Here is a 13,111-nt window from a genome sequence, read left to right as displayed (position 1 = left end):
AACATCATTCTGTTGATTAGTCAACAAATTCAGATGTTTTACCTATTGAATTGAAATATTCGCTTTGATAGGATAATCATATCTAACATCTGTTGATAAATCAATTTTTGTTTTAAATTAGATACTTCAGGAGGCACATTGAAAACATTTATATCTATAAGAATATTTTAATCAATTATCTTAATGAGATTGAGAGATTAGAAATTATTAGTAATAAGTATGCTATAAATATAGTTTACAGCTATGTAAAATAAGACCATAAATTACGGGGCGGTTATTTGAGGTGCTTAATAACGTGGTAAAAATTCAAATAAGGAGTTGGATATATGAATGAGATAACTAATAAAAAAACAATTGCAATTGTCGGTGCCACAGGGAAAGTAGGTAGATTTTTAGTACAGAAAGCGATTGAAAATAACTATAAAGTTAGGATGTTAATGAGAAATCCTGAAAAAATATCAAATTCTAAATATGATGTTGATGTAGTTAAAGGTGATGCAACGAACAAAGATGATATAAGAACTTTACTTAAAGGTTGCGATGTAGTAATAAGTACAGTAGGTCAACCTCCGAAGGCTGAACCTATATATAGCCTTGTAACTGATAATATCGTAAATGCTATGAAAGAAGATGGAATTAGTAGGTACATAGTAGTATCAGGTGCACCACTTAATGATCCAAGAGATAAAAAAGATATTTTCAATAAGTTTATAGCAATAATGATGAGATGCACTTTTTCCAAAATGATGATAGATAAACAGAATGAATTAGAAATTCTTATGAAGAGTGATTTGGATTGGACACTTGTACGGTTACCATTGGTAAAAGAAGGATCTCCTATTGGAAGAACTAAGGAGAGTCTAGAATGTGTACCTGGTACAAAAATTGATAATATGGATATTGCGGATTTTCTAATAAATCAGATTACTAAAGAAGACTACATAAAACGCTGTCCATTTATTTCAGGTTAGAAAGTCAGGAGTTCGGTTATATATTTCTCTATCCTTGAATAAATTACAAGCGCTTGTATTTACGAATGAATCACTGTAGAGTTATAATAGTATAGGTACTTTCTTTTTGCAAGAAGGCACTTTTCGGTTGAATACTGACCAAATAGAAAGTGTTGAATATAGATGGAATAGAGGCAGCTTTTAATAATAAGGAATCTGCTTAATAACGAAAATCAAAGGTTTTCTGAACTTAGTAAAGGAATTAATGGTATAAGCCATAAGACAATAATAATCAAACACTGGAATGGGATTTAATTATTTATACATTTACTTCAATGATATCATTACTTAAAATAACATAGTATATTTATATATTCATGGAGAAATTAAAAAATAAATATATAAAAAGTACATAATTTGGTGGAGAAGCAATATTTAAAAGAGATATTTGTAAGAAATGTTTACCTGAATCTTTAGAAGATTTCATAAGGTATAATCAAAGAAACTTTGTATGAACATAGCAAAGAAACACAAGGAGGTGGCGACTTGGCACAGCAATATACCAGAAAAATGATTCGTGAGGTATTCATAAAGATGCTGAATGAGCGTCCAATTAGCAAAATCACAGTTAAGGATATTGCTACAGAATGTGAGATCAACAGAAATACTTTTTATTATTACTACACAGATGTATATGCACTTCTGTCAGAGATCTTCCAAACAGAACTTCAGACAGTCATTGATGAATATAATGATACACTTTCCTGGGAGGAGAGTTTTATTGTGGCTGCTAAATTTGCTTTAGAAAACAAAACAGCCATTTATCATGTATATAATTCCATGCAGAGGGAAGAATTAGTGAACTATATATACAATGTAGCAGGAAATGTTATGATTCGGTATGTTGAAAGAGTAAGAGATGGTATCTCAGCATCTTCAGGAGATAAAAAACTGATTGCCTCCTTTTATCAATGTGCCCTCACTGAAATGGTACTACGCTGGATTGCTGCCGGAATGAAGGAGGACCCTGATACTATCATTAAACGAATCGGGTATCTCTTCGATGGAAACATCGAATTGTCCCTTAAGCGAAGTGCTGGTTTAAATGATACCTAGTAAAAAGTAATAGGAGATTTCTTTTTACTAGACATTTTGACCTCAATGCCTAAAAATTAGATAAATAAACTGCGGTGTTCGAATTTCGAACACCGCAGTTTGTTTATCTAATGAAAAGGACACAAAAAAACTATATCATAGATTTATAGAGATCTTACAGATAATAAGTATCCACAAAGTTAAAGAAGGACTTATCATTTATTACATCACGTAGGCATACTAATAGAGTGGACATAGAAAGACTCTAAATATAATAGTAGTATTTGAAAAACTATTAAAAAATTAAGAAAGAGGGAGATAATAATGAAATTAAAAACACATGATGATAGACTTACGCTTACAAATGGAACTTATCATTCTTTAGTGAATGCAAGAAAGCCTAAAGGAATTGAAGATAAAAAAGCTTATTTAATTGGTACAGGAATTGGTGCTTTGGCTGCTGGTTGTTTTTTAATTCGTGATGCTCATATGGATGGCAGCAAGATTACCTTCTTAGAACAATTAGATATTCCTGGTGGATCTTTAGACGGTCAAGTTCGTCAGAATGCGGGATATGTAGCACGTGGCGGACGTGAAATGGGTCATTGTTTTGAAGTTTTATGGAGCTTATTTAGTTCATTACCATCTACAGAAGATCCTAATATGACTGTTTTAGATCATTTTTATTATACAAACTACGATGATCCAAACTTTAGCAATTGTCGTATTACTAAAAATCAAGGTGAGCGTTATGACAATGGTAAATTCAATTTGGGTCAAGACTTAGCAAAAGAATTAGCTGCTTTTGTAAATATGCAAGATGAAGAACTTGAAGATAAAACTATTGAAGATATTTTTTCAGAAGAACTTTTAAACACTGATTTCTGGACATATTGGAGAACAATGTTTGCTTTTGAGAACTGGCATAGTGCTTTAGAGATGAAATTATATATGAATCGTTTTATCCACCATGTTGGGGGATTACCAACTCTTTCAGCTCTACAATTTTCAAAACATGACCAATATACTTCATTTGTAAAACCTATGGTTAAATATTTACAAGACCATGGTGCTAAATTTGAATATGGAGTTACTGTTGATAATGTTGAATTCTCAATTTCAGATGATAAAAAGGTTGCAAAGAAAATAGTTGCGACAGATAAAACTGGAAAAGATATTTCTATTGATTTAACAGAAAACGACTTAGTATTTATTACTAACGGTTCTATGACTGAAGGTTCAGGATATGGTGATGACAATACTCCTGCACCATTTAATAGAGAACCAGAAGGATGCTGGAAGTTGTGGAGAAATATAGCAGCTCAATCAGATGAATTTGGAAGACCAGATAAATTCTGTACAGATACAGAAAAATCAAATTGGGAATCTTGTACAGTAACTTGTCATGATGAACGTGTTCCTGAATACATTGAAAAAATCACAAAACGTTCACCATATGGCGGACGTACTGTAACAGGTGGAATAGTTTCAGCTCTTGATTCTTCATGGTTGATGAGTTGGACAATAAACCGTCAAGAACAATATTATGGACAACCAGAAAAAGATGTTGTTGTTTGGGTATATGGTTTATTCTCTGATGTTCCTGGAGATTATATTAAAAAACCTATGAGAGATTGTACTGGTAAGGAAATTACAAAAGAATGGTTATATCATATAGGTGTTCCTACAGATAAAATTGAAGAATTAGCAGGATCATGTAGTGCAGTTCCTGTTATGATGCCATATATTACATCTCAATTTATGCCTCGTGCAGCTGGAGATCGTCCATATGTTGTACCAAAGAATGGAGTAAACTTCGCTTTCCTTGGACAATTTGCTGAAACATTAGATGATCCAGGCCGTGATACTGTATTTACTATAGAATATTCAGGACGTACAGCAATGGAAGCAGTATATGTTTTAACTGGAGTTGAAAAAGGAGTTCCTGAGGTATTTGGTTCAAGATATGATATGCGCTATTTATTAAATGCAGGTGTATGTTTATTAGATGGAGAAAAACCAAAACTTGATTTACCACCAATGACTAAACGTAAAATTTTAAAACAAGTAGCAGGAACAGACATTGAAAAGTTATTAAAAGAATATGGAATTGTTTAATGACATTTACAGTTAGATAATTTGATTGAAATCCCGAATTTTAAAAAAATCGGGATTTTAATTTATGTGTAGTTATTATTCATATGGCTACTTGGTATATTAATAATATAGTAAGGCATCTTCAAAAAATAAATAAGTCAGAATGCTCGTCTATTTTGTGTTATACTGCGTTAACAGAACCCTTAGAGAGTGCTACTATCTGCGGAACCTGTTTCCTTGTCTAACTCAAAATATACTTACCATCTTTGACTTATTATTTATTTTCAGATGCCTAGAACATCCTGCAAAGGAGGAAATTTCTGTGAAAGAAAAAATAAATCTCAAGCAAGTTTATATTCCTGCTATAGGAGAAATGCAAAGTTGGTATGAAGATGATTTACGCAAAGAAGCCTTAAAATCATCAGAATGCGAGAATAATAAAAAAATAGAAGAACAAGGGGCATTTTTTAAGGCTTTTCGAAAATTTGAAGAAAGGAATTATGAAATTCCTCTAGATTCTAGAAAAAACAATGTTTATTACGAAAAATATAAAGCTTATGTGGAAGAAGAAACAGAAAACAAGGGTAAAAAGATACAAGAAATTGAAAATTCAATTGAATATGAAAAGTTTTTCCTTTATTGGGAAAGAAGGGTCAATAGCGAGAGTAATAATTACAGTAATTATGGCAGTAATTCAGCTACAAGATATCGGGTTGATTGCATAAAAAAATTAGAAAAAGAGTTGGAGACAATTTTAGAAAGCTCTCCGGAAGCATGGGAATTTTATTATAAACGTCAATTGATAAACGATATAGAAACCCAACACCAGCAGCGTTTGGTAACTGTACCTTATGTAGTTGAAGCAAAACAAAAAGTAATAGATTCGTTGAATTTAGGTGTTCCTGTATATATTGTAGGACATTTAGGAAGTGGAAAAACACAATTAGCCACTGAAGCAGCTCTAGATTTTACTATTCAAAATAGAATACAAAGAGAATTAGAAGATAAAATGGAAGATTGGTTTTCTGTAAATCCAAATGCCGCAGAAAAGGATGCTACTCAAAAATTTGGAGAATTTAATGAAGAAAGAAAGCTTCACTATAAAAATATATTAACTAATGGAAGTAAAGAGGAAATAGAATCTTTACAGCCGCTGTTTATATCTGGCTCCCACAATTTAACTTATGAAGATATGTTTGTAGAGAAAACTTTATCCCTCAAACACAGTTTCTCTGAAGGATCTTTTGCGGATTATCTGAACATGATTATAGGAGATTTTTATGAGTGGATGGATGAGCACAGAACTAGACTAGAGAAGATGACTGATGAAGAACAGTTGCAGCTTAAGATTCAAATATGGAAAAGTTTTTCTGATTTATTGGTAGCAAGTAATAGTGCTTTTGGTACTGAAATCAAAAAAATAGAAAGAGAAATTTTGATTGCAGTAAAAGAAGGCCGCCCTGTAATCGTAGACGAATTAAATACAATTGCCATGCAAAACTTAATTGCTTTAAATGATATTTTGCAGCGTCACGCAGGAAATACAGCTTATATCACAGGAGTTGGTCCTGTTCTCATTAAGCCTGGATTTGGATTCATTGGTACAGGAAACCTGTCAAGTCAAATGGTCAATTATGAAGGAACCAATGAGTTAAATCCAGCATTTAAATCACGTTTTGTAACCATTGAATATAATTATGTACCTCAAAAGACAATTGGTTCTTTAGAAGATCAGGAGTTCCCAGAAAAAAATGAACTTTTTAGAATAATAATAGCACGATTAGCTGATAAAAATGGAAATATCCATCTTTCTAATTCAAAAAGAACATTAGAAGAATTGTTTAGATTTTCTCAATTGTGCAGGGTCACTCAAAATGTTTTTATGGGCAAATGGAAAGATGACGAAGCCCAAAAAGATTGCGGAATGGATGAACTAGAGCTGAGGGAGTCTGTATTATCAATTCGTAATATTTTGCACGTTTTAAATAATTGGAATGGAGGGGAAGAAAAAGACTTGAGTAAAGCTTTATGGGATGGCTTTATTAGTTCAATTACTTATCCTGACGACCAAAACTATATTCTCTCACAAGCGGTACGTTTTGGATTTTTTCCTATAGGGGAAGGATGGAAGGTTGAGGTAAAAGGCATAGGAGAAGCAACCACAACTTATGATGAAATTCGTACTCGTCCATATCACTATGTTCGCCCATTAACAGAAACTTTAAGTTATTTAGATGTAGTTCATCTTATATTTGGGAAAGGAACTCCAAGAAAAACTTTGCCAAAAGGACTAAAAGAAACTTTTGAAGCTGCTATTGATGATTCATCGCGAATTGATGCGGCAGAGTATCAAAAACTAGACCAACAATTATCTCATTTAGAGCATTCAAAAGATCTACTTGAATACTTAGAAGATAATGGAGAAGAAAAATGAAAATGAATTTGTCAGTAGAGGTCAAGGATTTTAAGAGTCAAGTTAAAGATCTAAGAGAAAAGCTGAATGAATGCCAAAGAGATGGAATTTTAGATGATGGTTTTAAAGAACAATTAAACAAACTTTTAAAAATAGAAGAAGAGTTATTGACTGATTTAATTCCCTATTATCGAGTTTATGCAAATGATATCCAAAAGACTTCAATGAGGATAAATCCGATAAAGCAATTGGGAGCTTTTAGTTTTGAAAGTTTTTTACAAACTACATTGAGGATTAATAAAAATCTTTTTATTACAAGTAGTATAGATAGAAAAGTTCAATTTTTTTATATAGACATTGCAGATGATTTTTCTGATTATAATCAAATTGAAGGAGAGTGGAGTCCTCCTATTAAAGAAATAAAAGAGACAATTTCCTTTATATATAAATTGAATGACAAAGAAATTTTACTTTTGGGAGTAAGAGGGGGATGCTATCTACTTTCAAGCGATAATTTTCATAAGCTTCCTAATATTAATGGGGAGATTATAGTTAAAAGGGTTCAAACAAATCATGATTTTAATGGATTTGGAAGATGTTTAGCAATTAGAGATGGTCTATTTGTAGTGGAAAATGGAGATGAAAAGTTAAATTTATTTGAAATAATAAAAGAAAATCATGAATATGATTTGGTTTTTCATAAAGATATATATTGCATTATTCCAAATTGGACTGCACTAGAAAAAATAAATGATGATTATTTTGTAGTTGGAACAAAGATGGGAAATTTATATTTTATCAAATATGAGAACAGACAGCTTACTATTACAGAAAAAATTGATTTTCTAAATGATGAAATAAGGCAAATCAGATGTTTAGAGGATGAAAGTGGTAGCAAGAATTCTCTTATGGTAACAGGCAATAAAGGGCAGCTTAAGATATTTTCTTTATATGAAGATTCAAAAACTATGAAAATAGAATTGAATGATTTAAAAGGTAATTTGTTTGATGTTCAATCTAAAAAAGGCACAGCTATAGTTTTAAGTGAAGATGGAATCATATACTTATTTGAAGAAAATTTTGGAAGTTGGTATCTAAATGAAGATGCAACCATTAAAGATATATTTTTTACTAATGTCCTTAAATTAGATGTTTCAAAATATCTGCTGATGGATATAGAAGGTAAATTAAATCTGCTAAACATTAATCGAATTGATACACCAAAAGACTTGTGGAATCTGGCGCTGTATTAAGGCATCTTCAAAAAATAAATAAGTCAATATGCTCGTCTATTTTGTGTTATACTGCGTCAACAGAACCCTTAGATACCTCTACTATCTGCGGAACCTGTTTCCTTGTCTAACTCAAAATATACTTCCCATCTTTGACTTATTATTTATTTTCAGATGCCTAATAGGAGGGATGAGTATGTTTGACTTTGATGAACAAACACTAATTGAAGAATCTAAAAAACATTGCGAAGAATTTCTACAAAAAGAACAACGCTCATTAGCCACATTTACAGGAGATTCTAGTCTGATGTATATTCCTGATTCAAAACTACAAAGATTTATATTAAATCCTTCCAAAGGGGTTTTGTACTTACCCTTGGAAAGTTTTTTGGATAGAAAATTAGATGACAATCAAATTATGTGGCATATCTATTATGAGCTAGCCTTATATCCTGATTGGAAAAAGCAAACTAAAAAATATCTGAATAGAAAAAAACATTGGCAGAAAGAAATTGATCACATGACAAGCTATATTATGGCTAGGATAAAAAAAGAAGGACTAGAAAATGACCGTGCATATCAACCTAAAGTTATTTCTAATTATGTGAGAAAAGAAATTTTTGATTTGTTACATCTATTAGATAAACAGACATCATTTCTAAGAGTTTTGCAGATGTGTCCTATATATAGGGATGAAGAAAACTTTAAAAAAATTGTTTCATATATGAAAAAAACAGGTAAGACCATTGAGTCAATTTCTCAAATGCCTAGACATAGAGCTTTTGCAAATAGCTTTTTTATTATTGAATTATATAAAATAGAGCCTAAAATTGAAGACTGTGTTGAAAATCCCTTTGATAGAAAAATTTTTAATCAGCCTTTTTTTGATTTTATCCATTATCAATTAATTAGACAGATAAATAATAATCAAGGAATTATAGAGAGAGATCCATTCATTGGTTCTTTCATCTATCCAACTTTTCAGCAATTATGGAAACAAGAAATTGATGAAATGATGTTTTATAAATCAAAAGAACAGAAAGAAGAGCAGGTCAAAGGAAGTGAAAATCCTTTTGAACAGTCAAAGACAGATGAGATACCAGATTCACTAGAATCTACTCAAGAAGAAGTGGAAAAGATTTTAGAAGAAATGATGGATCAACAAGACCAAATAAGTACGAGTATAGAAAATGCTATGCAAGGCAAGGTAGATTTAGAGGCCTATGGGATTAGCCAATCAGATCAACAATTGTTTGAATTTTATTCAAATAAAATGAAATTGGAAAGAGAACAAATGCGTCAATTTTGGAAAAAGTTAATAGGGGACGCAAAAAAAGAAGTAAGTGTAAAAAAAGATGGTCAAATAAAGGGAAAGCTAGATGTGGATAGTTTTATTAATTTTTATCCAGATTTTGTAGAAGCTGAAAAAAAGGGAAATTATAAAAATCTTCCCATTTTCAATAGATATTTATTAGAGACTCAAGCAGATATATTACCTGAAAGAATAGAGATTTCTTTTGTGATAGATAATTCAGGATCAATGAATGAATCAAAAATTGAGGCGGCTAGAAAAGCTTTGGCAGTGACCTTGCTATCCATAGATGATTTTAATAGATATTTGAAAAGTAATGCAGAGCAATTGAATCAAAAAGTAGAAGTTTTAAGTGAAACTTGGTTTTTTGGAAGTAAGTATTATAATGTTAAAGAATTTAACGATAAAAATGTGAAAGAAAAAGAGAAAAGCGATATAATTCGCTCAATCGTAAAGCTAAATGCAACAGATGGAGCAACAGATGATGCAAGCTGTCTTAGGGAAATATCTAATAGAATTACGTCCCTACAGGAAAGTGAACTTAAAAAAGGAAAACAAATAAAGATAGTCTTTGAAGTTACAGATGGTGCATCAAGTTTTCCAGGATCATCAAAAGAAGCTGTACAAGAATTATTATCTAAAAATGTTGAAGTGTATGCTTTTCAAATAGGAAAAAATAGCGAAACAAATGAAAAAATCTTTAACTTCGTATGGAATGAAGGATACAAACAACCACACGGAGTAAGTACTGGTGAACAAGTGGAAAAACTGCCAAAAGAACTGCTAAAAGCAGTAAGAAAAAATATGCAGTCTATTTTTAATAATTAGCTGGCAGAATAAAAATTAGGCTTTAAAGGTTTTTTATAAAATTCCATAGTGTGTTTTATGTTCCCTCAGACTAAAAGTTTGAGGGAATTTTTGTTTTTAATCAACAATAGATAAATAAAGAATATTAATAAATAAATTAAAAAAATTAATTAAAAAATAAAAATATATAACATAAATTTAAATAAATATTGAAAATATAAATATAGGGAGTATAATACAATTATGGAGAGTGATTTGTATGGCTTATAGAATATTAACTCAATGTCCTGTATGTAATTCCAAGCTTACAGTTACAAAATTAACATGTAAAAAATGTAATACTGTTATTGAAAATGACTTTGAACTTTCTAAGTTTTCTTACCTAACTATGGAGCAACTAAATTTTGCAGAAATTTTCATAAAATGTAGAGGGAATATTAAAGACGTTGAAAAGGAACTTGGAATATCTTATCCTACAGTTCGAAGCAAAATTGAAGATTTAATTGTTTCACTGGGGTATGCACCTATTAGGGAGAAAGCAGATAATAGTTCCGAAGTAATTGATAAGCTTGAAAAAGGAGAAATTACATCAGAACAAGCAATAAATTTATTAAAAAAGTAGTTTTAAAGGGGAGTGGATTAAATGAATGAAGAAGTTATGAAGGTATTAAAGATGCTGGAAGAGGGAAAAATTGATGCGCAGAAAGCGGGAGAACTTATAGAGGTGTTATATGCTTCTAAAAATAATGTTCCTGCAGTAATTAACTCAGATAAAATGCTAAAAATTAGAGTTAATTCACAAAATGGAGACAACGTAAATATAAATATACCTGTTAAGTTCATAAGAACCCTAGGGGGAGCTATTAAGAGAATACCTAAGATAGAAGGGGTAGAAGGTATAGAGGATATAGACATTCAGGCTATTCTTCAGGCTGTAAGTGATGGACTGGACGGTAAAATTGTAGATGTGAAAAGTGAAAAAGGAGACAACGTTGAGATTGTTGTTGAATAACTGCATTGGAGGCACAGGCAGTAATAATTCTTTTGTGCAGAAAAAGGAATTTGGAAGGGAAGCGATACAATGAGAATTTATATAAGAGAAAAAAATGGTAAAAGCTTTTTTATTCCCATACCTTTAAGTATTGCAAGTTTAGGATGTCGGATAACTTCCTATGCTATAGAGAAATTTGGAAATAATCTTAATCAGAAGCAAAGGGATATAATTGACTGCATAGATTTTGATGAACTTGCCAAGAGCATAAAATATCTAAAGGGCTATAGAGGCCTAAAATTGGTGGAAGTTACATCAACGGATGGCGATGAAGTAATCATAACTCTGTAAAGAGAATATTATGAATTTAGAATTTAAGAAGGTGGTTTTAGGCATCTGAAAATAAATAATAAGTCAAATATACGAGCATTCTGACTTATTTATTTTTTGAAGATGCCTTATACAGAATTCATTGTATAAAACTGCCTTCTGTTTAATTGATTTCATTGAAGAGTTCTAAGAGTAACTGATCCATCTGTTTTAATAAATATTGATTATATAGGAATAAAAATGATATAATTGGGGTCAACAATGACACTCTCCTTTTGGATAGTCTTACGTTGTAAGTGAATTCAATTATACCAAAAAAGGGAGGCATTATTTTTTTGTGTAAAAAACTTTGCAGCCCTTGATATATCAAGTGATTCTTAGCTTCAGATGGAGTTTGCTTAAAAGGAATACCTTAATCCAGCTGAAGCTTAGAAGAACTTATACCCACAGGGCACACGTCCAGGCGCGTAGCAGTGCTTAGCTCCCACTTATAGAAGATGGGAGTGTTAGCAATGGTAGCGATGGGATAAAGAGAAAATCTAAAAAATAGTGTAAAAAATTTTATACTAATGGATTAATTAGAGGAGGATACATTATGAAAATTTCAAAGAGTGATGCTTTGATATGGTTTGATTTTTTTGCCCAATTACCTGAGGATGAGGGGCTTAGTGTAAAATATGAGGAAATCATTTATGCTACCTTAGCACAAATTGAGGCAGTCATCGATGAGAGAAATGATAAATTAATGTCAGAAATTAAAGGTTTAAAGACTTTAGAAAATAGAACTTTTTTTGTGGGGAATGAAAATAAATTCTCAAAGGGGTGTCGTTCTTGTCTTTTAGGAACTGGATTAAGTGCAATTAGAAAAACCAACAAATGTAACTTAGTGTGTAAGTTCTGTTATAATTATGGACAACTAGACGATATTCCGCCCATTGGAGAAGGTATGTGGGAAATTGGGGGAACTAAATTTTATGAGAAGGATATTGATTTGCTTCTTTCCATTCACCAGAAACCTACAGGTATTTCCTACGTTTATTTAGAGCCCTTCATGGAAATTGAAAAATACTATTCCGTTATAAAGAAATTTAGTGATGCAGGGATTCATCAACATCTATACACAAATGGAACTTTAGCTACAGAAGAGACTTTAAAGGCATTAGGTGAAGCTGGTCTTGATGAGATACGTTTTAATCTTGGTGCATCTAACTGTTCAGATAAAGTTATTGAGAATATTGGAATTGCGAAAAAATATATTAAAAATGTGGGTATTGAAACTCCGATGACTCCTGAATTTTTTGAAGGATTTTTTAAGAAAAAGCAAGCAATTTTAGATACAAAGCTAGATTTTATTAACTGTGCGGAACTACATTTAAATGAGAATAACATAGATAACTATTCTGAGGATAACATGTATATTTCAAGACATGGCTACATATCTCCAACTTGGAGCAGGGAATTAACTTTTAAATTCATGAAAATAGCCGATGAAGAAAACTGGGATTTAGCAGTTCATGATTGCTCAAACTATACAAAATTTGCTAGAGGATTAAATTTAAGTAGTAAAGAGGGAAAATGGTTTGGAGCTAATGATTATGCCTGTGAGTTCGATAGAATTCCCTATGAAGCATTTTTCCCAATACTGAATGATGACAATTTTCAATTTTTAAGTGAAGAAGAATTGCCTGAGGACTATAAACCAGAATTGATGAGTTTTTAGAGTGTTTTATGAATCATAAGTGTTGCATTGCTGTTTGGGTGAATATCTGTAATTAGTTCGTTTAAAAAGGAATTATCAGTACCTTTGTTAATTGAAAACACGCCGGACTGTCTTGTAGAAAGACGATTTTATAAATTTGTTCCATATGTCTTTCCAGATCAAAT

At 31.3% G+C, this 13,111-nt stretch carries 10 protein-coding genes; all 10 read left to right on the top strand.

Annotation, left to right across the window (positions count from 1 at the left end; genetic code table 11):
• Nucleotides 1-326 precede the first annotated feature (326 nt).
• The 10 genes from ACI48Q_RS20110 to ACI48Q_RS20065 all read left to right on the top strand — a co-directional run bounded on the left by ACI48Q_RS20110 (nucleotide 327) and on the right by ACI48Q_RS20065 (nucleotide 12,947).
• Entirely contained in the window at nucleotides 327-971 is a 645-nt protein-coding gene (locus tag ACI48Q_RS20110) for an NAD(P)-dependent oxidoreductase (protein WP_474920904.1), read from the top strand.
• A 525-nt stretch (nucleotides 972-1,496) separates the two neighbouring features.
• Nucleotides 1,497-2,066, top strand: coding sequence for a TetR/AcrR family transcriptional regulator (locus ACI48Q_RS20105; protein ID WP_474920903.1), 570 nt, complete (start codon nucleotides 1,497-1,499; stop codon nucleotides 2,064-2,066).
• 303 nt (nucleotides 2,067-2,369) lie between these two features.
• Entirely contained in the window at nucleotides 2,370-4,163 is a 1,794-nt protein-coding gene (locus ACI48Q_RS20100) for an oleate hydratase (RefSeq protein ID WP_474920902.1), read from the top strand.
• A 301-nt stretch (nucleotides 4,164-4,464) separates the two neighbouring features.
• Nucleotides 4,465-6,576, top strand: coding sequence for a P-loop NTPase family protein (locus tag ACI48Q_RS20095; protein ID WP_474920901.1), 2,112 nt, complete (start codon nucleotides 4,465-4,467; stop codon nucleotides 6,574-6,576).
• Entirely contained in the window at nucleotides 6,573-7,808 is a 1,236-nt protein-coding gene (locus ACI48Q_RS20090) for a hypothetical protein (protein ID WP_474920900.1), read from the top strand. Before ACI48Q_RS20095 ends, ACI48Q_RS20090 begins: the two co-directional genes overlap by 4 nt.
• 175 nt (nucleotides 7,809-7,983) lie before the next feature.
• A complete protein-coding gene (locus ACI48Q_RS20085; RefSeq protein ID WP_474920899.1) occupies nucleotides 7,984-9,927 on the top strand; it encodes a vWA domain-containing protein in 1,944 nt (647 codons plus the stop codon).
• 238 nt (nucleotides 9,928-10,165) lie between these two features.
• On the top strand, nucleotides 10,166-10,528 hold the full coding sequence (locus ACI48Q_RS20080; RefSeq protein WP_474920898.1) for a DUF2089 family protein: 363 nt from the start codon (nucleotides 10,166-10,168) through the stop codon (nucleotides 10,526-10,528).
• 21 nt (nucleotides 10,529-10,549) lie between these two features.
• On the top strand, nucleotides 10,550-10,918 hold the full coding sequence (locus ACI48Q_RS20075; protein ID WP_474920897.1) for an SHOCT-like domain-containing protein: 369 nt from the start codon (nucleotides 10,550-10,552) through the stop codon (nucleotides 10,916-10,918).
• Nucleotides 10,919-10,987: 69 nt separating this feature from the next.
• The gene (locus tag ACI48Q_RS20070; protein WP_474920896.1) at nucleotides 10,988-11,248 is read left to right on the top strand and encodes a hypothetical protein; all 261 of its coding nucleotides are present in this window, start codon (nucleotides 10,988-10,990) and stop codon (nucleotides 11,246-11,248) included.
• 574 nt (nucleotides 11,249-11,822) lie between these two features.
• Nucleotides 11,823-12,947, top strand: a complete 1,125-nt coding sequence (locus tag ACI48Q_RS20065; protein WP_474920895.1) for a radical SAM protein — start codon at nucleotides 11,823-11,825, stop codon at nucleotides 12,945-12,947.
• Nucleotides 12,948-13,111 lie beyond the last annotated feature (164 nt).

This window comes from Clostridium sp. LXY-7, assembly GCF_056172015.1.
Note: the sequence above shows the minus strand (reverse complement) of the source record. Positions and strands in the feature narration are given on the sequence as shown.